The following is a 20,476-nucleotide window of genomic DNA, read 5'->3' as shown; positions in this document are numbered from 1 at the left end:
GATTACACCATCATATCAGCACAGTTGGAACTTGCGAAAGCAAAGGGTTTTGCTTTAAACACATATCCCATTCCCAGAATATATCCCATGGCATCTTTCAATGCTACGTTGGATTTAAAATCCGGGTCGGTATTAATGTCTGCGTGTACCTCCATTTCCACACCATAAGTATCCAATACAGAACAGATCGCGTAAGCAATTTCAACGGATTTGTTGACTTCATTCAGCATTCGCTCCTTGATACTGATACTCTGTATTTCTCTTTCTTTTCTGATAAAGGTAAACGCTCCTTTTCCCTCACGAATAAATACTACTGCCGTAGCATAGCTGATGGCATCTCCGTATACATGAGAGTCTGATCCCACACATACTTTCAGACGGTGTCCGTTAGCCTGTTCGCGAATGATGGCTTCTTCTACCAGCTGTGTGATAGAGTACTGGAAAATTTTTCCATTCATATTCTGCCATGTTTGTTGTTGCGTTTCCATTTTTTCTAACTATTTTAATTCATAAATGATTGTTGATAATTGATAAATGATAACTAGCAGTTCTATTTTCTAACTTCTAGTTTCTAATTTCTATTTTTTTGCACTCCGAACCGGACTCGAACCGATACCATCAGTTTTGGAGACTGAGATGCTGCCATTACACTATCAGAGTAACTGCTGTTGATTCATTAGGACTCGAACCTAAACTCCAGGAATCAAAATCCTGTGTGCTGCCAATTACACTATGAATCAATTTTATAATCGATAAATGTTGATTGATAATTGATGAAGTGCTCAGCAATCATTGATCATTAATCTCTTATCATTTATGTTTTTGTACGGAAAGAGGGATTCGAACCCCCAAAAGCTTGATCCTAAATCAAGAGTGTCTGCCATTCCACCATTCCCGCAGGCTTTTTTATGAGTAATGAGTAATATTTTCTATTTTCATTATTACTCATTGCTCTTTACTTATTACTTATATTCTGTACCTCTCCCCAGATTCGAACTGGGACTTTACGGGGTTTAAAGCCGTTTTCTCTGCCAATTGGAATAGAGAGGCGTATCTTATTGGTAATTAACTAGTAATGAAAATCCATGGGTATTATTTATTGCTCATTACTTATTACTCATATTATGTCTAGGTTTGAGAAAGCTCTGTCTGTTAGTGTTTGTAAAGATCTTCTGCGCCTGACAAACCTTTCTCATTTCCTAATTCTATTTTATTTTAAAAAAGTAAAAGGCTGTCTGTTTTTATTGACTAAAGATCTTCTGCTCTTGACAGTCCTTTTTCTCTTTTCTTCATTTTTGTGTGAATGGTAACTGGCCAATTTTTAAAAAAATCTGAACTTTCATGGTATTATTATCAATTCAATATTGACCAGTTATTCACATCCAGTACTCTATAAGGGAATCGAACCCTTGTTTTCTGCTCGAAAGGCAGGCGTCCTCACCGTTAGACGAATAGAGCATTGAGCCACTGACCAGGAATCGAACCTGAACAACAAGAGTACATTTCCTGCATGCTGCCATTACATTATCAGCGGTTGGTGGAAGTAGTAGGATTCGAACCTACTCAGCAATGAAGCAACAGATTTACAGTCTGCCCCGACTCTCCAACTTCGGCGTACTTCCGGATTTTTATGAGCAATTAGTAATAATTCATAAGTAATTCCTCATTTTTACTTTCAAAAAAGAAAAGGTCTGTCTTTATATTGAATGTTTAATTAAAGATCTTCTGCGCTCGACAGCCTTTTCCTTTTATTAATAAAGGATATTCTTTGCTATAGATGATAAAAGATCATTGATAAAACATTCTTATATTTCCTATAGTTTTTACTTTGAGATGGCTATGGGATTCAAACCCACTCAGTTTACACAACGGTTTTGCAGACCGTCCCGACTCTTCTACTTCGGCGAACCATCAGATTAAAAAATAAAGTCTGTCTTCATTTATTTGATAAAGAACTTCTGCGCCTGACCAACTTTATTTTACCTAAAAATTTATAAATGATATTCTTTAACTTTTAATTAATCCGGAGAGAAGAAAAGCCTGTCTCTATTTTTCGTGTTTGGCGTAAAGATCTTCTGCTCTCGACAAACTTTTACTTTTTCTCCTGAAACAATTAACAATTAGTTACCTGCGATTCTGGAAAGATTCGAACTTTCAACTTCCGGTTTAACAAACCGGTGCTCTGCCATTGAGCTACAAAATCATTGTAATTCCGGAAGGACTCGAACCTTCAACCTTCGGTGTATCAGACCGACACTCTAACCACTTGAGCTACGAAATCATTGGTATTCCATAAGGGAATCGAACCCTTGTCGTTCGGTAGAAAGCCGAATGCACTTACCTCTATGCTAATGGAACAAATAGTCTGGAAAGCAAGATTCGAACTTGCGGCCTCCCGCGTCCAAGACGGGTAAACAACCACCGTTATCTTTCCAGCTTTGGGGTTCACTTCTGTTTCTTTTCCGGGAGACAGCCGGATGGGAAAACTTCCATGAACCTTTTTGTGATTCCGAGAGGACTCGAACCTCTAACCCTGGGTTTAGAAAACCCATGCTCTATCCGGTTGAGCTACGGAACCGTTTTTTGTAATCCCAGAAAGATTTGAACTTTCAACCCCCGGTTTAAAAGACCGGTGCTCTAACCATTTGAGCTATGAGATTGTTTTAGCTTTGTGAATCGTGAATGATCAATTCGCTTTGTTTGTCAATTTTTAATTTCGCAATTCACATTCTTTGTAATCTCAGAAGGACTCGAACCTTCAACCTTCGGTGTCGTAAACCGACGCTCTATCCAATTGAGCCATGAGATTTTCTACTTTGGGTATCTCCGGGGATCGAACCCTGTTCTCCGGTTCCACAGACCGGCGCTTTACCAAATAAGCTAAAGAAACCATAAAAAAAGCGCCTCTTTTCGGGAGGCGCTTCATCTATTTAAACGTAAGAGATCATTAGCTGACCCACGTATATAAGCACCTTTTATCCACAATTCCACTTTCAAGAAGACACGCAACACCTGTCGGCTTCTGTCCGAATAGTCTTGAATATTGATTGAATATGTTGTGTAACTGTTTCATTTTATTTTTGTTTGTTTCTAAATTATTTTTAATTGAATCCTGAAAACCTGTTGCTTTCAATTTTCGGTTGCAAAGTAAATAGGATTTTTTGGAATTCACAAATAAATTTTCAAATTAAATTATTGATAATCAATTAATTACACTCCATTTATAGAATAGAGAATTTCCGTCCGCAATATTTTGCAGATATTTTAATTACCTAAATGACTGTCTCTCACCGGGTTGCTTATCACTCTATTTTATCGTATTAAAGTTTCATTGTTGATTAAAAAATTTTCATGTTGATGGTTATTTTTTTTCATTCTAAATAATTTCTGACCTAAAAAACAAAAAACGCCTCGGTTTTCCGAGACGTTTCTGTTGTATTTTGATTAATTTTTTACGGGTTTACAGTAAATAATTTCCAAAGTCAGCACATTTCGCCTCATTCCATATCATCTCATCATATCCGAATAATCCTTTATTAGAAGGACTTTCGAATAGTTCTGCATTGATATGTGCTCTTTGTATTGTCATAATTTTCTGGTGCAAAGATAAATCTTTTTTGATATTATTTTATAATATTCACAATTTCGAGAAGGTTTCGAATACACAAAGCCACAAAACGATCCCAAGAAAATTACTATAAAGTGTAGGGATTTTATTTATTTTTAGGGAGCTATGAAGAATCAATTAAAAATTGATTTAATGAAGCAGAACTCTTATTTAATAATTAATTCCTGAACATTTTATTTCTTCCTGTTTTGAATCTTGAGAAGTCTTTCAGAATCACTGCATCATCAGGGTTGAAAAATTTAAGTTCGTTTACAATTTCAGAACGGGTAGTTACTTTCTCGGCAATGATTTCATACGCTATATTCTTTGTTACCGCATGTAATTCAGTATCTTTCCTGAATTCATGCTTCATCGCTTCCAGATAGGTGATTTTTTTATAGGCTGGAGTCTTTTCATATAAATTCAGAATTTCAGATTCCAGCTTTTTAACATCAAAAATATTGGAAAAATAGTTATTCAGGCAGTTGAAAGCATCTTTATCTTCTTCCCATCCTTTCAACAATATTTTCTGTGCCTCATCCGGCTTTTCCATCTTTTTACGATAAATCAGGGAAGCTTTCACCATCTGATTATTTCCTGTATAATCGTCTGCTACCATCTGGTAATAATAATGGGCATTTTTAAGATCGTTGATTTCTTTATAAAGATCTCCTACTTTTTCTTTCTGCTCCATTTCTTTGTAAAGCTCAATGGCTTTTTTGTATTGTTTTGCTTTTTCATAGCAGACTGCAGCATCGAATTTATTATTGAGTTTTTTAAGATATACTACAGCTGCTTCATTATAAAGTCCTCCGTTTTCCAGTGTTTTTGCACCTCTGTAATTATCCTGCAGTAGGTTCATATAGACTCTTGCTGCTTTTTTATAATCTTTTTCGGCAATGTATTTTTCGGCCAGTTCTTCATATTTACTCCGGATTCTGTCGAAAAGTGAATTTTCCAGATAGAAACTGCTGCTTCCGCTGCCTTTTCTTCCTGCAGAATTCCTGTTGTTCTGTTCTTTGTCTTTTAAAGAAGTGATCACCAGAAGAATAATAAAGGCTACAATTAAGAAAATCCCCAATGTTCCTACCACACTCCAGAAACTTTCATGGAATAGCTGAGCTACAATTCCGACAACCTTAAACATGGCCAGCAGGACGAATGCCGCCATAAATTTATCTATAAATTTCTGTCTATTCATCATCATCGGAGTTTAAAATAGTTTTATCTTCTCTAAACAGGCGGTAAAGAAGTAACAGCACACAAATCACCAAAACCCATACAAACCAGTTGTATCCAAACATTTTTACCAGCGGATAAAATAAGTACACAAGCATGGCTACAAGGATACCAATTAAAATAAATTTCACCCAGGCAGGTACATTATCTCCACCCAGATTCAAAGATTTGTTTTTAAACAGGAAAGAATACAATCCTACTCCCACAATCATCAGGATCACCATATACAGAATATCTGAAACGGGAGCTTTTTTTTCTAAAGGAGTTCCTTCTGTACCCACTCCTTTTACTTTCGATTTGTCAATTGAAGCAGAAGAAGGATCCACGATATCCAATGTACCATAAAGTTTTCCTAATGAATCGGCCATCAATGCCTTCCTCTTTTTCAGAAGATATTTTACAACATCACCATTTACTGGTTTTCCTTTGGTGTATTGCTTTAAAGAATCTGAAATTTTACGTTTCAGGTTTTCTGTTTTCTGTTCTAAATGTTTTGTAATTTTTTTGGTGTAAATGATTTTAAGAGAATCTCTGCTCTGTTTTTCTTTATGAACAAGCTTTTCGATATCACTTCCTATTTCGCTTACATCTCTTCCTCCGCTTTTTTTATAATTTTCTTTATCTTCTTTCGTTTTGGATTCTATGATTCCTGCATGAATGAGTTCTTTGGATAATCCTTTTCTCTGCTGGTGATATATTGAATCTATCTTCAGATCAATTTCTGAAGTTCCGGATTGAAAAGCTATCATATCGGAAGGTGCCTTTACCGCATTGCTTACAATAGTTCCTGATGAATTGCTGTTTTCTTCCAGCTCTGAACTGTTTTTATCAGAAAGTAATGCAATCTTTAAAACGATAGCTGCAATAATGAGTGCCCAGAAAACTCTGCGGAAATTTCTTGTTCCGGCACTTTCGGTTTTCCCTGCAGAGCCTCCGCCAAATAATCCTTCCAGCCAGGTAAATTTACCAAAACCATCTCCTCTGGAGGTCCCCATTACATCCAGTGAAACGCCCAATTCTACAGCTCTTTCAGGGTATTTTTCAATGTATTTTAAATATTTCTCTATTTCTTTTTTATTCCCGGCCATTACTTTCTTAAGGTCGAACGGCAGGCTGTTCATCCATTCTTCTTCTGTTTGCTTTGGCTGTAATGCTTCCATTACTTTTTCATCCTCTATTTCTACGGTATAGCTTTCTATTTTTTGAGGGATTGAAACTCCGTTCAGTGGTTTTCTGATGATTTCATTTATTGCACCGGGCTGTTGAATTAATGAAATCCAGTCAATTTCTTCAGACAGTTTTACCAATCCGAATTCGGGATGCATAATCAGAAAACGGCAATCGAGCTGTGCCCAGTCTTCCGGATTTATTTTGGGATAAAAGGTGGTGTTTTCAGGAATAAAAAGCCTGTCATCCACCTTTTGAAAATATGCATTCCTGCCTATTTCCTGCGGAGTATGATCATTAAAAATAAGAAAACACCCATACAGCACATTGGGACGATCTGCCGGAATAGCAAAAGATTGGATCTGGCTTAAATTGATCCCAAGCGTGTCCATTTCCTGAAGCCACACCACAGGTGAAGAACCTCTGATCAGAAGTCCTTTTTTAGGATAGCTGTTTTTGGGAAAAGGTTTTATTCTAAGCTCCATAATCCACAATCTGTTCTATAAACGGTTTTAAAAACCTGTCACACATATCATCCATTGTTCTTACTTTCAGCAGGGCATTTTCGGGAAGATAATATTCTGATCCGCCAAATTCCGTATAGGTAGTTAATGAGAGAAAACCACCCAATGTTGACGGAATGAAGAATTCTTCGATACTTTTGTTACTGCTTCTGAAAGTAAGCATTCCCCTTGAATCGGTTATGATTTCACTGCCGTCAGGGAATGTAAATTTATTTTTATTCTGCTCAGCAAAAATTCTGATATCATATTTATTTCTGGAAAAATTCAACGTATTTTCAGAAGCACTGTATAATTCATTTCCTGAAACCACCAGGTTTTCATACTGATTAATTCCGATTTTATTGAAATTATTGATAATCTTCAATCCGCTTCCTTTCAACTTGGCGACTTCGGCTTCGGCTTTTATATTATTTTTTTCAAATTCTTTTTCTTTTCCGGTAATAGGTTCTACGGAAATATTCCCGTCAATATTGATTTTGTAATGGGTAGGATTATATTTCTCATGCAGATAAAAGTTACGCCCAAAATAAATCAGCCTGTAAGATTCGGGAATATGCATTCCTGTAAGATTCTGTTCAGAATATTCTCCGGTATTAAGGTTAAGCTTTGATAGTAATTTCTGCTCAGGCTGATACTGACACAAAATAAAATGCTGCTGCCTGTTTTTCGCGAGCGCAAACTGTCCTTTGGGTTTTATGGAAATTTTATCAAATAATACTTCACAGCCATGATGCGTTTTATAATAATCGTAGGAATGTCTGTCGTAATAGTTATCGGAAAGATAAGTTTTCAGCAATTGCTTTTTTGAACTCAGAATGAAAAATTCTCCGTCATATAAGAACTTAGCAATCTTATTAACAGGAGTTGGGAATAAAATCGGATAGTTTTGTGGAAGATCAGTTTTCTTTCCGTTGAAGTTCTGAGTGGATTGTTTTTGCTGTGGCGGATTGGCCCAAAGTTCCTGCAATGGAAGTTTTATTTTCTGAATATGTTTTCTTGCTCCTTTGTGGTGTTTATAAAAATTTATTTCACCATCTGAAGCTGTAGTCACTAAAAATTTCAGTTGATCTCTGTTCTGATGGACCACCCGCTGAATTTTTTCATCAGCCATATTATCCTGATGGGTAATAAAGAAAACCTCCATATCTTTTTCCGAATGATGTCCGTCAAAAAATTTCTCCAAAGCTTCTGAAACCTCCAGAACCGGACTTACCTGATTCAAATTTTCCACCACCTCTTCCACTTTATTGAGCTGAATAGGAATTCCCGCCTGCCCTAAAGCAAAGACTTTACATTCAGAATGGGCTTTGGGATGTTTGATAACGGCTATTGCCGAGGCATAGGCCAATACTTTTGGAGTTCCCCAGTTTCTGAGGGAAGTATCTATCAGGATAATTCTTTCAAAAATATTTTCTTCAGGCGGAATTTCTCTCTGAATATAAAGCGCTTCGTTATTGGCTACACGATTCATGAAAACGTCCTCTTCATTGGCAAATTCTGAGAGCAGCATCCTGTGGAAATCGCCTTTGTTGGTTATATCAGAAATCCCTCCGACAGGCTGCTCTCCGGGAGAAAGATGTCTCATCGGAATTTTCAGTCCACTCCAGATTCTTTTGATCAGGCTTCCTATCTGAAAGGTCTTTGGTTCTTCAACTAATTCTTTAATAAAATCTTTACTGTTATCTGCCGTAGTTTCTTCCTCTGCGACCTCATCATCCAGCTCAGGCTCATGACTCAGGCCTTTCATGGCATCAATAATGGATTGTGCAGTTGGAAACTTTTCATTCAGATTCAGAGCGCTTAAATCTTTGTTTAAAGCTGATGAAGCGTCGTCTTGTTTTTCTGCACTGGCAGCAAGTTCCTGCGGTCTTTTGTAATAGAACCTTAATAAACCATCGGAAAGACTGGGAGATAATCTGTTGTGCCCGTTTTCAAAAAGGGTCTGCAGCAGTACAATCCTGTTCTGTCTTTGTTTACAGGCTTTAGGAAGTGATTTTATTTTTTCAAGAAATTCAATTTGTTTTTCCACACTGAATTCAAAATCCTCTCCGCTATAAAACTCTGCTGTACGTCTTAATGGGCTGGCAAAATCTGTATAACCATCCTGCATGGCATATAAAACCATAAGCAATGCTCCGAACGGAGGCCATCCTACAGGCTGAAGATAGTTCAGAATTTCCATTATATAAGGTCTGTAAGCAATGGCTCCCACTCCGGGAACCGAGAGGAGATTGTTGTCATGGTAACCGGAATCACCAGGAACATCTTCATCAGTTTTCCATTCCCAAAAGTAATTTTCGTAAGACTGGAAATAGGCCTTTAATTCCATTTTCTAGATTTTTCGGTGAGACGGAATGAACTTACGGACAATGGCCGGAAATCGGTCTCTTTCATTAAAAGACAATTTCCGCTTTCGTCCCATAAAAGCCATCCTTCCTGCTCTTTATTATATTTCTGCTGCAACAGTGTGCTTACATTTTTAAATTCAAAATCCAGACCGGCAGGCAGTAAATGTCTGTCTTTGGTCCAATAGGTTTTTCCGGGAAAGCTGAGTAGAGGAACTCCTACAAATAATGCTTTATCTCCAAGCAAGGTCCATTTTATTTTTTCAAGTTTAAATCTGGGCAATGCGGCAATACTTTCTTTAATATCTTCAATATTGCTGAGCAAGGCGATTACCGGCTGTTCGTCATTGCTTTCTTTAAGCTTTATATGAACCTGTTCGTGAATCCCAAAATAATTCTGGTTTGAAGGCGGCAAACTAAGCTGTAATGCTTTGTCTATAGGTATCCAAAGCAATGCTGTTCGCATTTTTTTACTCGGAACTAAGGCTTCCTTTCTGAATAAAAGCCCATCACGAAGTTCATACAGAATACAATCCGGCAGCTGTTGTATTTCTGAAGCAGCGGCCTGTTCATCAGTAAAACCTTTCAGCCAGATTGTTTCTTCATCTACTGCCAGCTGAACATTTTTCCAGTCTCTTATTGAGCCAAGAAAATCTTCATCAGCATGGGGAATTTCCGCCCAGAATTCTTTTAAACGCTTTGAAGAATCTTCTGCCATAAGCTTTCAATTTCCTGCTGGATATACTGCTTCTGTTCCGGATTTCTGATCCAGTCGCAACGGGTCTGCAGATATCTCAGTTTATCTTTTATTACATTCTGTTCTTCAAAACTCAATGTTCCTCCATTCCATTTTTCCACAAGAATTTTGACGTCTTTCATGACCTCTTCGGGATTAGGAGTTTTGTTCTGCATTGCCTGTGGATGGGAATCCGGGTGATCATCTTTCTCAATCGTTCTGTTGATGATCCCTTCCAGAATTTCAATCTGTTCTTCTGTATCCCAGATATGTTTCAATACCCAAAGATCAGAAAGTACGGCTTCTTTTCTTCCGCAGATCAGGGCGCTTGCTGCAATCAGGTTCTGAAGCTTCACTGCTCTACGGTCTGAAATAGCAATCCCTGTATTTCTGAGACTCATAATGGTATTCAGGTAGACTTCATAAATCGGTTTAAGATCTATTGTTCTGCATAAGTTTTGTAATTGTCTGATCTCATCAGCATGAATTTCCGGAATTTCAGTTTCTTCTTCATTTTCCAGTTTTCTTCCTGCTAAAAGTACCTGTTGTAAGAGCTCTGGGTTTACATAATCTACATTAATTCTCACTAAAAAACGATCAAATAATGCATTCAGCGCTTCATCTTCCGGAAGAACGTTACTTGCTCCTACAAACATGAGCGCAGGTAAGTGTTTGGTTTCTTTTCCTCTTTTAAAAATCTTTTCGTTAAGAGCCATCAATAAGGAATTCAAGATAGCTGAATTGGCATTGAAGATCTCATCCAGAAATACCATGGATGCTTCGGGCATCATTCCTTCCGTATTGGTTAAAAGTTCACCTTCTTTCAGTTTCCTGATATCAAAAGGACCGAAAATTTCGTTCGGTTCAGTAAAACGGGTTAATAAATATTCGAAATTTCTGCCGTCTTTCACTGTTTTGGCCAGTGTTCTGACAATGGCTGATTTTGCTGTTCCCGGAGGTCCGTATAAAAATGCATTTTCTCTTGCCAACAGGCATATTCCTAACAGATCTACGACATCATTTTTACCTACAAAAGTATCTTTTACGTAGTTAAGGACTGTATTAAGCTGATTGATATTCTGGTTCATTGATTTAAAAAATTAAAATTTCCACCACTTTTTCTTCTGAGGTTTCTCTTCTTCTTTATTTTCTGCCTGTTCATTTCTTTTACTGAATGAAAAAGCCAGTCTCTGATAAGGCACTTTGATATCGAAATACAATTGCGTTCCGTCCTCCAGTGTGAGTGCATCCATGATTTTATCTCCGTCCCTGATCAGGTTTTGTGAAACATCCTGTTTATTGAGATGATGTCTTACTAAATCCCTTTCATCAGAAATCCTGGTGATAATATAAGGAGAATCTTCTGTTCCGTTTCCTGTTTTTTCAAGGCATTCAAAAATAAGCTGTGCTATTGTCATCTCAATACTTCTTCCTTTTTCATCGCCCAGTTCTTTGTAAGCAAAATATTTATAAATATGTGCTCTGGGACTCAGCAGAATATTGACATTATTATATCGTATTACCTCTTCAAATTTTCCTTTATTGAGTAAATCCTGTATATTTTCGATATCTTCGGAATAGGGATCATATTCCGGATCATTAATCACCCGTTCACGGCATTTCAGGAATGTTTCTTTTGTAGGATCGGTTAAAAATTCAAATACTTTCTCATACATTTTCATTGTTATCTTCGGTTATAGTTTTTAGTTCTCGCCAGAATGCTTCTTTGTGCATTCCGAATTCGGCAGTTAGCAGTTTATTGATCAACGGAATTTCTGCCAGTTTATAATCTCTTTTTTCTACAATTCTTTCCAAATAGAGTTTTCTGTAGGTAGAGTCTTTCAGTTCTTCCTTCCAGTTCACATTCTTCAGCTCAAGATCATACCCTATTCCGGAATAGTGAAACTGTGTCAGTATATTTTCCAGCATAGCAATTACAGGATCTTCAGGATCAGCCGTGTTTAGAGCAGCCACTACCTGTGGTAAAAATCTCAGTGATAGGTCTGCGGATAAGATAGAAGAAATATCCCGTGTTCCTTTGAATCCGGGAATAAGATTTTCAATATTTTTCTCTGTATTTTCTCTGATGAGATAAAGCTGTGTGCTATGGTAAAGAACTTTTGCAGCCCATACTGCAGCTTCTTTATTGCAGATCAGTTGGTGAGACAAAAACTCAAGCCGTTCTTTTTCGAATTCTGTTTCAAAATAGTCTCCTGCTTCCGCCTCTTCCCGAGGGGAAATTTGCTGTAAGGTAGAAAAAAGAGTAATACATTCTTCCTTACGAAGCAAAAAGATCGTGTCTAAAAACGGTGACTTGGTTTCCATGATCTAACAAAAATAAAATTATTTCGTTGAGAATAAAATTTTTGTAGAGAAGATTCATGTTAAATATTGAATGATACCTGCTCTGCAATATTCTTTTATTGTTCTGTATTTACCAGATTGAATTTTTGATTTACCTAAAAGACGGTATTTAAGATTTTATTTAAAACATTTATTAGTAAGATCTTATAAATTCTTTTGACGAGATCTGGCTGCATTATTTCCATTTTCGTAATAACTGATACAAACTAAAAGTTATTATCTTTGTCCCATTCAAAATAACATTATGAGTATTCACATCAGTGCAAAAAAAGGAGAAATTGCTAAAGTAGTATTGCAGCCGGGGGATCCGCTTCGTGCACAGTATATTGCTGAAAATTATTTAGAAAATGCTAAACTGGTAAGCAAAACCAGAGGTATTTTTTATTATACGGGACTTTATAAGGGTAAAGAAATCACTGTAGGAGCTAGTGGAATGGGTTTCCCAAGTATTGGAATCTATTCTTTTGAACTGTTTACAGAATATGAAGTAGATACGATTATCAGAATCGGGACTTGTGGAGCCTACAATACCGATCTTAAACTTTTTGATATCTTAAATATTGATAAAGCTGCCAGCGAAAGTACATACGCTAAATATGCATGGGGAATTGAAGAAGAAATCCTTTCTCACCAGGGGAATATCTTTAACACGATTAATGAAACCGCTAAAGATTTATCTTTAAATGCTAAAGCTATCAATATCCACAGTAGTGATATTTTCTATAGAAAAGATCCTGCAACTCCTGAAATTGCTACAAAATACAACTGCCCGGCAGTAGAAATGGAAGCTTTCGGTTTATTTGCCAATGCTCAGCATTTAGGAAAAAATGCAGCGACTATTCTTACGGTAACGGATATTATCCCAACGCATGAGAAAATTTCTGCTGATGAGAGAGAAAAAGCTTTGAATCCGATGATGGAACTGGCTCTAGAGTCTGCCATTAAGAGTTTGTAAGAAGTGATAAGACAAAATTAATTATAAAAAAGAGCTATACTTTATCAGTAGAGCTCTTTTTTATAGTCTGAAAAAATTTCTGGCAGTTTCTGTAGTCTCATCTGCCACTTCAGAAATTCTGATCTTCTTCAGATGTGCAATGGTTTGTGCTACATAAGGTAAAAATGAAGGTTCGTTTCTTCTGTTCTGCATTCTGGGCATATTTTTCGGAAGCATAAATGGTGCGTCTGTTTCAATCATCATTCTGTCAAGAGGTACGTATTTTATAACTTCTTCGAGATGTTTAAATCTTTTTTCATCACTGACAGCTCCTGTAAACCCTAAATAAAACCCTTTATCCAGATAGGTTTTTGCTTCGGCCAATGTTCCGGTAAAGCAGTGTACTACGGCTTCAGGTAACTTTGAAAGATATTCATCTGTGATTTCATTAAATCTTTTAAATGCGGATCTTTCATGAAGAAAAAGGGGTTTGTTTACTTCAATGGCGAGTTCAAGATGTGCCTGGTAACATTTTTCCTGCATCGGTCTTGGAGAGAAATCACGGTCAAAATCCAGTCCGCACTCTCCTACTGAAATCACATGATCCTGTTTTAATAATTTCCTAAGCTCATCAATACTTTGCCCATTAAAAGATTTGGCATCGTGGGGATGAATTCCGGCTGTTGAAAATAAAATTTCAGGATATTGTTCTGCAATTTCCGCAGATTCTTTGCTTCCTCTTACGTTGGTTCCCGTGAGAATCATATGTTCAACTCCGTTGTCCAAAGCACGGTTGATTATTTCTTCGTGTTCATTATAGAACTGTTTATTGGTCAGATTAATGCCAATATCAATGTAAGTATTCATTTGTTTTTACTTTTTATTATACATTATTACTTTATTTTCTGTACCCGGTTGATTTTTTGATCCGAGTGACTTATTTGGCAAAAATAGAAGCCTGCTGCGCAGTGTTTTTACGCAGTAAAAATAATAGAAAAGGACTAAAGGATAGATATATGAGTCTTAATCGTCTGAAAGACCTTATTTCCCCCAGATTTCGCTGATGACACAGATGTCTGTGTGGTATTTATTCATTGAGAAATTTTTCCAGAAAGCCGATCAGCTTTGTTCCTCCATGGCTCCATCGTATTCCATGCCCTTCTTTTTCCCGGACTTCGAAAACCAGTTCATGTTTATAATGAAAAAATACATTCCACCAGGTTTTATTTTCAAGGATATCGTGGATTTTTGCCATTACTTTTTCCTGCTTCTGCTGATTGTTCCCTTTGATTTCTCCCCAAAAATCATCATCTATTCTTCCTATATGTTTTTCCCAGGCTCTCTGCGCCATGGTTATTTCACTGTTGAAGGGTTCTTTGCAGGCGTTGATCAGTATAGTTTTCAAAGGAGGGACGGCATTTTCATTACGGATGCTTGCTGAGGTTAATCTTTGTCCCAAAACATTCAGCCAATGCTCGAACGGAATTGCTTCCAGAAAATCTGCTTTTACCTCATCTGAATCACTGCTTTCAAGAACAGTAATGAATTTTTCAAAGCTTTCCTGTCTGTTGATCGTTATTTCTTCATTAAAATAGGGAAAATCCCAGTCTAAAGTATTTTCTTTAAACCTATAGATATTTTTCTCCATGTTTTCCAGATGTTCTTTGGCTAAAAGGGCTTTGTATTGGTCTTTCCATGTGTCGGAAAACAGGTAAATATAGGGTTCAAACAGATTCATACTTATTTTGTTCTGATCAGGTTAACGGGAATATCTTCTTCTTTGATCAGATAACCGATCAGATTAAACCATGCTTTACAGTGATCCAGAATCCAGGCATCTGAGGAAATAATGATTTCTGAACTTTCCGCCAAAAATTTATCAGGATTGTATTGCAGGTCGAATTCCCAATTGAGCTGGTGCTCTTCTGCAAACTCCAGGATACTCTGTTTAATTCTTCCACTGTTGGAGACTGGCTTATCAAAGATCCAAACAAGCTGATGAATCTGATTTTTCCGGTAAAAAAAAGCCACTAGCTCCACAGCTCTTAAGGTTTGATTAACTCTTTTATAGGTTCCATGCACCCCTGAAAGATCACGGATACAGCCATCCAGTCCTTCAAAAATATAAGCCTCGGAAAGCAGACTTTCCAACAGGATCAAAACATTAAAACCGTCGAGATAAATAGTTTTCCCTTTTAAATCTGAGGCTTCTATCTGTTTTAACTGTCTGTTCTGAAGCTGGGCAGCCGAGGCTGATGCTCCACGAAGAGCCTGTATCTGGCGGGTTTTCAATCGGTACCTGTTTCCCACAAGATCGGAAGCTGCTTTTTCCGGGTATTCTCTGCTCAGCAGATAATGCATGTCTTCAACTGCCAGTTTCAGCTTGCCGATCTGTTTCTCTGAGCCGAACAGGGCATCATCGCCAGTATTTTTTCCGCGGTTTCTGTTATTCATGTTCAAAAATAAAATTTTTACCGAATTTTTCTGGCAGGAAATTGATTCAGCTGATGAATATCAGGCCCCTGACAAGTGATAGATAGGTTTTTATATTTTACAAATGATGTATTGCCTGCAATTATTTACCTGTATTCTTCCCACCAATTTTTCCAGCTTACCGTTCCCAGACTGTCCAGGTTTACTTTTTCCCCGATCATAGGGAGACTTATCGGCATATTACTTTCTTCTGCATATTTTGAAGCCAGCTCCAGAGGTTCGTACCAGGCATGCTGTGCCAGCTTGAATTTGGAATTGTGTACCGGGATAAAGTTTTGGGCTTTCAGTTCTTTTATTTCCGTGATCAATTGATTCGGCAATGTATGAATATAAGGCCACTTTTCATTATACTGCCCGGCTTCCATTACGGCCAGATCAAATGGTCCATATTTCTCTCCAATTTCTGTAAAATGATTTCCATAGCCGCTGTCACCGCCTAGAAAAAGATTTTTAGCAGGAGTTTTTAAAACAAAAGATGTCCACAATGAGATATTACGGTTCAGCAATCTCCCGGAAAAGTGCCTTGCCGGAGTGAGTGTGACTCTGAAGTCTTCTGCAATGTCTATACTTTCCCACCAGTTCTTTTCGATAATTTTATCAAAGCTCCAGCCCCAGTATTCGAAATGTTGCCCGGTTCCCAGACCACAAATAACTTTACCGACCTTATCTTTTAATTCATGAACAGTTTTATAATCCAAATGATCCCAATGATCATGGGAAATAAGCAGGAAATCTATATCCGGCATATGTTCCGGTTTGTAATAATCTGCTCCCTGAAAAGCTTTTATGGAACCTGGCATGGGGGAAGCATTACCACTGAAAACAGGATCTATCAGGAATTTCTTTCCATCAGCCTGAATGAAATAGGAGCTGTGTCCAAACCATACCAATACATTTTCATCGGGCTGAAGATTTTTAAGATCAGTTTCTACAAACGGGAGAGCGGTTTTGGGTGATGTATTTTCTATTTTACACAGGCTTTGAAGAAGCAGTTTAGTCATACTTTCTCCTTCTAACAATGCTGGTGTTGTTAATATATTCTGAAATCGTCCGTTGAGATAATTGGGCAGTGTACTGAAATATTCTTTTCTTTTTTCATCGGGAAACTGTCCGAGCTGTTTTTTTAAACCTTTCATTTATTTAATTTTAAATCCAGCCATGGTTTCTAGATAAATACACTCTATTTTATTGACCGGCAAACCTTAATATAAAATAAATATAAGCATAAGATTCTGAGATATAAAAATAAATTGAAAAGGATATGAAATTTAAATTCTCCATTAATCAATGAGAAATTCTTAAATAAGCCATTTAACCAACCCAAGCATAATACTCCTTAATACTAAACAGAAGAGTATCATTATTGTAAATCTTTTCTTGTATTTTCTCACATTTGTTTAAGATACAAAAAAGAATAATATAAAAGAGCCATAGCAGCACCATGACTCTTTTTAGCAAATTGAAAATAAGATATGATTATTGAAACTATGAAATGGTATAGGTCTTTTCTGTGGTGATATTGTAGGTATCTGAAATAACGTTGTCTACAAACCTCCATTCTGCAGTAGAACTTCCAGTGGTAAATTTCACATGCAGATATCCTCTTTTATAAAGATTGGCATAATCCAGGTCATCAATCAGCAATGAAAATGCCTGGGCCAGTTCTATTGCTTTTGCAGGATCTGAAGTGATTCCCAGATATCCTTCGAGACCAGGAGAAGAAACGGAACTGCAGGCAAGCTCTGTTCCGATGAATTTACCCTGTGCATCGGTCAGTTTTCCTAACCACGCATTGTGGGTATCTCCTGCCAGCACCACTACATTTTTTCCTGCAAGAACAGAGTAAAGCTGCTCTCTTTCCATGAAATATCCATCCCACGCATCCAGATTATATGGTAAAGTAGTTGTAATTCTTGCAATTTCCTGCGGCGTTAATGTAGGATCCTGCTGCTGATATCTTGTTTTAAGAATAATCAGCTGAGTGATGGTATTCTGAAGTGCCTGCATAGTAGCCGGCTGTGCGCTTCCATGCTGTTTTATTTCTGCTAAAATCTGATTCAGTAACATCAGAAGTTCTGCAGGAACCATCATTTTAGTCATTAAAATCTGCTGTCCCAGTACTTTCCATTTTGCTGTATCGCTATTGATCTGAGAACTCAGCCATGACATCTGCTCGCTTCCGATAAGTCTTCTGCTGGTGCTTAAAAAATCTGTTTTAAACTGTACCTGATTAAAATTTCCTGTATTATCAAGATAATCCGAATATTCCATCTGTTTATCCCTTGCAATTACCCTTGTATCCATCATATAAAGGGAAACTATATTTCCAAAGCTGAAACTTCTGTAAATTCTCATGTCCTTCCCCGTTTTAAGGGGAATATATTCGCTGTATGCCTGGAAAGCGGCCATTTTTCTTGCCTGAAAATCCCCTTCATTCGGCTGGTGATTTTCTGCTCCCGATTTATAGGTATCGTTGGCAAACTCATGGTCATCCCAAACACAGATAAATGGTTTTTTCTGGTGAAGAAGCTGAAGATTTTTATCTCCTCTGTACTGTCTGTATCGTTCCCTGTAATCACTGAGGGTAAGAATTTCTTTTGCTGGCTGATGGGTTCTTCCTAACTGATTGGTGTAAGGGTTCGTGCCATATTCTCCAGGAGCATATTCATAAATATAGTCTCCAAGGTGTACTACAACATCAGCTTCAGATGTTGCAATCGCACCATACACATTGAAAAGTCCTGCAGGAAAGTTGGAACAAGATACGACAGCCATTTTTACTTCATTTACAGCATCTGATTTTGACGGTAAAGTAAGCGTTTCTCCTGTTACGCTGACTTCCTTACTTGTACTGTTATAGAATCTGTAGTAATATTTTGTATTGGAAGAGATATTCTGTACATCTACCGCTATAGTAAAATCATTGACCAGTGCAGCATTCGCCTGACCTCTTCTCACTACTTCTGAAAAATTGCTGTTTTTACTGATTTCCCATGTAATCTCTGCATCAGTTCCTTTTGAATACCGGGTCCAGATAATAATTCCTGTTGCGCTTGGGTCAAAGCTTGCTACTCCGGATTCAAAACCTCCGTTCTTAAGATCGTCAGGAGCACTGCTATTTTCAGTAAAATCGTCGCTGCAGCTTTCAATGAGAGGAGCAAGAAAAATTCCTCCGGCTGCCAATAGTGAATTTTTAAGAAATCTTCTTCTGTTGAATGGGTTGTTGTTTTCCATCATTACTTTTTTTGCAAAGCAACGGTATCCGGAGAAGAAGGCTGTTAACTGTATTTTAAATATATTTTATTATTTTTTAAACAAATGTTTAATGTTATACATAGGAAAAGTAATAATGGTAGGATTAATATGTGTTTCATAAAATGAAAAAATCAGTAATTTTGAAAAAAAAATTACTGATAAAATGGTTATTAGTTTTTTAGTTTTGTTCCTGGTTGGATATCGATAGTGTCTGGTGTTTTGTTTACAACTATATCATTAGCTTTATTATCTATTAAAAAGTTCGATCGTTTACAGCCAAAATACCTCTGATGGAATTAGTATGCATGTTATCTTAGACATTTTAAGTTTGTTTAACGATAATTTTTCTTTCTATTTTCTTAAGCCTTTAAAATTGATATGCAAATAAAGTTCTAATCTTGCAGATAAAGAAAATATATGTACCGAAATTGATAAATTTCGATAAAATAATATTTCAACACACTGTTAATGAGGATGTTATTACATTTGTCTTTAATTGAGTTATTTTATATGAAGAAGAGGACGTCTGATTATTTTCTATGATAATTGAATCTGCAAATGGATGTCTGGCTTCAATTTTCAGTGTTTTTTATCAGAGACATTTGTATATTACCCACATAAAAAAACTGAAAATTAAAAGGAAACCGAATAAGGTTTTCTTCTCTGTATACCCTCTCGGGTAATACGTACCTTTTCTTTTATCGATTACTATCATTTTTTTTCAAAAAATAATCATTAAACAATTTAATGAATACGATATTGAAAAGATAAAAGAGCTTGACTCGGAGAATTTTGTAGTAATGGACAGCTTAGCGATTAATAATTAAATAAGTATAAGAGTTGTTTTATACGGTATAATGATCCTAAACCGCATTTACGGACTAGATTAGCTCTTAAAAACCTTAGTTACTAGAGCTATGTTCTGGAAATCCTCAATTCAATATCTAAAGATTATCTGAAATCGGGAGAATTGTCTGCCTTCATCATGGAAACGTACTCCAGAGAACTTGAGCGCTACTATAGAATGTGCAGAAGAGCTATTTTTTTAAAGCAGCGAATTGATTTTAAATTTCTCAGAATATAATGATGAAGAAAAAATAATTGTATCTCTGTTTTATATTGATCAAATTTATACAGTACTGAAACTATCTACAGAAGAAAAACGCAGTATATAAAAAGTTATGAAAATGCTTTTAAAATAGAATTCAAGGCGGATAAGCACTTAAATAATCAATTGAAGAGAAAATATAATGAGTTTTTTGAATTCGTTACTTCCAGTGAATATGAAGAAATAAGGGATTTAATAATCAATAATATTTCTGAAAGTAATGTAAAGCTTGGCGAAATTCTAAAATTTCGAAAAGACGATATGTTAAAAGTCCCTATAAAAGATTTCTTTCAAAGTATTTTTTATATGCATATTAACAGATTATTTGTTTCTTAACAGCGATTATTTGAAATGGTAGTATATGACCACTTACTTCATTTTTATAAGGCAAACAAAAATTATCATACAGATACACAATAAACAAATAAAGACAATAAAAAACCGCTCACATTATATAAGCGGTGATTTTCTGTGGACACTATCCCACAAAGTGTGTAAGTTAAAAAGTCAGGGCTTGGATTTTATAATCTGAGCCTTTCTTCAAAAATAAGCATAAACTGGTTAAGAACAATACCCCAATTTTGAATTGGCATTGTCCATTTTTTAGTCGCTTCTTTTAAAGCGAGATACACTGATTTCATGACGGCATCATCTGTAGGAAAAGACATTTTGTTTTTGGTGTATTTTCTGATTTTTCCGTTGAG

Annotated in this window: 16 protein-coding genes, 15 tRNA genes and 1 pseudogene; 2 read left to right on the top strand and 30 right to left on the bottom strand. The window is 36.5% G+C overall.

Annotated elements, in window-relative coordinates; genetic code table 11:
- Positions 1 to 2: 2 nt before the first annotated feature.
- The 24 genes from C8D70_RS18185 to C8D70_RS18075 form a co-directional block, all read right to left on the bottom strand.
- A complete protein-coding gene (locus C8D70_RS18185; RefSeq protein WP_110368245.1) occupies positions 3 to 488 on the bottom strand; it encodes a ribonuclease H-like YkuK family protein in 486 nt (161 codons plus the stop codon).
- 101 nt (positions 489 to 589) lie between these two features.
- Positions 590 to 660: transfer RNA gene (locus C8D70_RS18180), tRNA-Trp, on the bottom strand.
- 8 nt (positions 661 to 668) lie between these two features.
- A tRNA-Gln gene (locus tag C8D70_RS18175) sits at positions 669 to 740 on the bottom strand.
- An 85-nt stretch (positions 741 to 825) separates the two neighbouring features.
- Positions 826 to 898, bottom strand: a tRNA-Leu gene (locus tag C8D70_RS18170).
- Positions 899 to 976: 78 nt separating this feature from the next.
- Positions 977 to 1,050 (bottom strand) — tRNA-Leu (locus tag C8D70_RS18165).
- Between the two features lie 336 nt (positions 1,051 to 1,386).
- Positions 1,387 to 1,458: transfer RNA gene (locus tag C8D70_RS18160), tRNA-Glu, on the bottom strand.
- A gap of 77 nt (positions 1,459 to 1,535) precedes the next feature.
- Positions 1,536 to 1,622: transfer RNA gene (locus C8D70_RS18155), tRNA-Tyr, on the bottom strand.
- 209 nt (positions 1,623 to 1,831) lie between these two features.
- Positions 1,832 to 1,913: transfer RNA gene (locus C8D70_RS20925), tRNA-Cys, on the bottom strand.
- 218 nt (positions 1,914 to 2,131) lie between these two features.
- Positions 2,132 to 2,203 (bottom strand) — tRNA-Asn (locus C8D70_RS18150).
- A gap of 4 nt (positions 2,204 to 2,207) precedes the next feature.
- Positions 2,208 to 2,281, bottom strand: a tRNA-Ile gene (locus C8D70_RS18145).
- Positions 2,282 to 2,283: 2 nt separating this feature from the next.
- Positions 2,284 to 2,358, bottom strand: a tRNA-Glu gene (locus tag C8D70_RS18140).
- Between the two features lie 6 nt (positions 2,359 to 2,364).
- Positions 2,365 to 2,436, bottom strand: a tRNA-Pro gene (locus C8D70_RS20920).
- A gap of 68 nt (positions 2,437 to 2,504) precedes the next feature.
- Positions 2,505 to 2,578: transfer RNA gene (locus C8D70_RS18135), tRNA-Arg, on the bottom strand.
- Positions 2,579 to 2,586: 8 nt separating this feature from the next.
- Positions 2,587 to 2,660 (bottom strand) — tRNA-Lys (locus C8D70_RS18130).
- 75 nt (positions 2,661 to 2,735) lie between these two features.
- Positions 2,736 to 2,809, bottom strand: a tRNA-Arg gene (locus tag C8D70_RS18125).
- A gap of 8 nt (positions 2,810 to 2,817) precedes the next feature.
- Positions 2,818 to 2,885, bottom strand: a tRNA-His gene (locus tag C8D70_RS18120).
- A gap of 575 nt (positions 2,886 to 3,460) precedes the next feature.
- Positions 3,461 to 3,589: a penicillin-binding protein gene (locus tag C8D70_RS18110; RefSeq protein WP_076596632.1), complete on the bottom strand. Its 129-nt coding sequence runs from the start codon at positions 3,587 to 3,589 to the stop codon at positions 3,461 to 3,463.
- Between the two features lie 196 nt (positions 3,590 to 3,785).
- Positions 3,786 to 4,808: a hypothetical protein gene (locus tag C8D70_RS18105; RefSeq protein WP_110368244.1), complete on the bottom strand. Its 1,023-nt coding sequence runs from the start codon at positions 4,806 to 4,808 to the stop codon at positions 3,786 to 3,788.
- Complete coding sequence (locus tag C8D70_RS18100; RefSeq protein ID WP_110368243.1) at positions 4,801 to 6,498, bottom strand: APC family permease; 1,698 nt, start codon at positions 6,496 to 6,498, stop codon at positions 4,801 to 4,803. Before C8D70_RS18100 ends, C8D70_RS18105 begins: the two co-directional genes overlap by 8 nt.
- Positions 6,488 to 8,866, bottom strand: a complete 2,379-nt coding sequence (locus C8D70_RS18095; RefSeq protein ID WP_110368242.1) for a hypothetical protein — start codon at positions 8,864 to 8,866, stop codon at positions 6,488 to 6,490. Before C8D70_RS18095 ends, C8D70_RS18100 begins: the two co-directional genes overlap by 11 nt.
- Positions 8,857 to 9,600 (bottom strand): hypothetical protein, encoded by a 744-nt coding sequence (locus C8D70_RS18090; protein WP_110368241.1) that lies wholly within the window; start codon positions 9,598 to 9,600, stop codon positions 8,857 to 8,859. The genes C8D70_RS18095 and C8D70_RS18090 overlap by 10 nt, the downstream gene beginning before the upstream one ends.
- Positions 9,573 to 10,706, bottom strand: coding sequence for an AAA family ATPase (locus C8D70_RS18085; RefSeq protein ID WP_110368240.1), 1,134 nt, complete (start codon positions 10,704 to 10,706; stop codon positions 9,573 to 9,575). Before C8D70_RS18085 ends, C8D70_RS18090 begins: the two co-directional genes overlap by 28 nt.
- A 12-nt stretch (positions 10,707 to 10,718) precedes the next feature.
- A complete protein-coding gene (locus tag C8D70_RS18080; RefSeq protein WP_110368239.1) occupies positions 10,719 to 11,300 on the bottom strand; it encodes a DUF4919 domain-containing protein in 582 nt (193 codons plus the stop codon).
- Positions 11,287 to 11,943 (bottom strand): hypothetical protein, encoded by a 657-nt coding sequence (locus C8D70_RS18075; protein WP_181416164.1) that lies wholly within the window; start codon positions 11,941 to 11,943, stop codon positions 11,287 to 11,289. Before C8D70_RS18075 ends, C8D70_RS18080 begins: the two co-directional genes overlap by 14 nt.
- A gap of 283 nt (positions 11,944 to 12,226) precedes the next feature.
- On the opposite strand from C8D70_RS18075, the gene deoD reads away from it, so the two are divergent.
- Complete coding sequence (gene deoD / locus C8D70_RS18070) at positions 12,227 to 12,937, top strand: purine-nucleoside phosphorylase (RefSeq protein ID WP_110368238.1); 711 nt, start codon at positions 12,227 to 12,229, stop codon at positions 12,935 to 12,937.
- A gap of 60 nt (positions 12,938 to 12,997) precedes the next feature.
- Here deoD and C8D70_RS18065 read toward each other — a convergent pair whose 3' ends face one another.
- From C8D70_RS18065 to C8D70_RS18045, 5 genes are all read right to left on the bottom strand, one after another.
- Positions 12,998 to 13,783 (bottom strand): TatD family hydrolase, encoded by a 786-nt coding sequence (locus tag C8D70_RS18065; protein ID WP_110368237.1) that lies wholly within the window; start codon positions 13,781 to 13,783, stop codon positions 12,998 to 13,000.
- Between the two features lie 220 nt (positions 13,784 to 14,003).
- Positions 14,004 to 14,654 carry a hypothetical protein gene (locus C8D70_RS18060; protein WP_110368236.1) on the bottom strand — a complete coding sequence of 217 codons (651 nt, stop codon included), beginning with the start codon at positions 14,652 to 14,654 and terminating at the stop codon, positions 14,004 to 14,006.
- Between the two features lie 2 nt (positions 14,655 to 14,656).
- Positions 14,657 to 15,370: a DUF434 domain-containing protein gene (locus C8D70_RS18055; RefSeq protein ID WP_168801996.1), complete on the bottom strand. Its 714-nt coding sequence runs from the start codon at positions 15,368 to 15,370 to the stop codon at positions 14,657 to 14,659.
- 125 nt (positions 15,371 to 15,495) lie between these two features.
- On the bottom strand, positions 15,496 to 16,545 hold the full coding sequence (locus C8D70_RS18050) for an MBL fold metallo-hydrolase (RefSeq protein WP_110368234.1): 1,050 nt from the start codon (positions 16,543 to 16,545) through the stop codon (positions 15,496 to 15,498).
- Between the two features lie 349 nt (positions 16,546 to 16,894).
- Positions 16,895 to 18,646: an alkaline phosphatase D family protein gene (locus tag C8D70_RS18045; protein ID WP_110368233.1), complete on the bottom strand. Its 1,752-nt coding sequence runs from the start codon at positions 18,644 to 18,646 to the stop codon at positions 16,895 to 16,897.
- 1,165 nt (positions 18,647 to 19,811) lie between these two features.
- On the opposite strand from C8D70_RS18045, the gene C8D70_RS21345 reads away from it, so the two are divergent.
- On the top strand, positions 19,812 to 20,108 hold the full coding sequence (locus C8D70_RS21345) for a lantibiotic dehydratase C-terminal domain-containing protein (protein WP_369073661.1): 297 nt from the start codon (positions 19,812 to 19,814) through the stop codon (positions 20,106 to 20,108).
- Positions 20,109 to 20,293: 185 nt separating this feature from the next.
- Here the strand turns inward: C8D70_RS21345 and C8D70_RS18040 are convergent.
- Positions 20,294 to 20,476 (bottom strand): annotated as a pseudogene (locus C8D70_RS18040) (IS256 family transposase); the annotation flags it as partial.

Source organism: Chryseobacterium sp. CBTAP 102 (assembly GCF_003201365.1).
In the GTDB taxonomy this organism is placed as follows: Bacteria; Bacteroidota; Bacteroidia; order Flavobacteriales; family Weeksellaceae; genus Chryseobacterium; species Chryseobacterium candidae.
The sequence above is the reverse complement of the archived record's forward strand: the minus strand, read 5'-3'. Positions and strand labels throughout refer to the sequence as shown.

Excerpts from the sequence above, each read along its gene's own strand:
- C8D70_RS18185 (WP_110368245.1), bottom strand. The coding sequence starts at position 488 with ATGGAAACGCAACAACAAACATGGCAGAATATGAATGGAAAAATTTTC.
- C8D70_RS18110 (WP_076596632.1), bottom strand. The coding sequence starts at position 3,589 with ATGACAATACAAAGAGCACATATCAATGCAGAACTATTCGAAAGTCCT.
- C8D70_RS18105 (WP_110368244.1), bottom strand. The coding sequence starts at position 4,808 with ATGAATAGACAGAAATTTATAGATAAATTTATGGCGGCATTCGTCCTG.
- C8D70_RS18100 (WP_110368243.1), bottom strand. The coding sequence starts at position 6,498 with ATGGAGCTTAGAATAAAACCTTTTCCCAAAAACAGCTATCCTAAAAAA.
- C8D70_RS18095 (WP_110368242.1), bottom strand. The coding sequence starts at position 8,866 with ATGGAATTAAAGGCCTATTTCCAGTCTTACGAAAATTACTTTTGGGAA.
- C8D70_RS18090 (WP_110368241.1), bottom strand. The coding sequence starts at position 9,600 with ATGGCAGAAGATTCTTCAAAGCGTTTAAAAGAATTCTGGGCGGAAATT.
- C8D70_RS18085 (WP_110368240.1), bottom strand. The coding sequence starts at position 10,706 with ATGAACCAGAATATCAATCAGCTTAATACAGTCCTTAACTACGTAAAA.
- C8D70_RS18080 (WP_110368239.1), bottom strand. The coding sequence starts at position 11,300 with ATGAAAATGTATGAGAAAGTATTTGAATTTTTAACCGATCCTACAAAA.
- C8D70_RS18075 (WP_181416164.1), bottom strand. The coding sequence starts at position 11,943 with ATGGAAACCAAGTCACCGTTTTTAGACACGATCTTTTTGCTTCGTAAG.
- deoD (WP_110368238.1), top strand. The coding sequence starts at position 12,227 with ATGAGTATTCACATCAGTGCAAAAAAAGGAGAAATTGCTAAAGTAGTA.
- C8D70_RS18065 (WP_110368237.1), bottom strand. The coding sequence starts at position 13,783 with ATGAATACTTACATTGATATTGGCATTAATCTGACCAATAAACAGTTC.
- C8D70_RS18060 (WP_110368236.1), bottom strand. The coding sequence starts at position 14,654 with ATGAATCTGTTTGAACCCTATATTTACCTGTTTTCCGACACATGGAAA.
- C8D70_RS18055 (WP_168801996.1), bottom strand. The coding sequence starts at position 15,370 with ATGAATAACAGAAACCGCGGAAAAAATACTGGCGATGATGCCCTGTTC.
- C8D70_RS18050 (WP_110368234.1), bottom strand. The coding sequence starts at position 16,545 with ATGAAAGGTTTAAAAAAACAGCTCGGACAGTTTCCCGATGAAAAAAGA.
- C8D70_RS18045 (WP_110368233.1), bottom strand. The coding sequence starts at position 18,646 with ATGATGGAAAACAACAACCCATTCAACAGAAGAAGATTTCTTAAAAAT.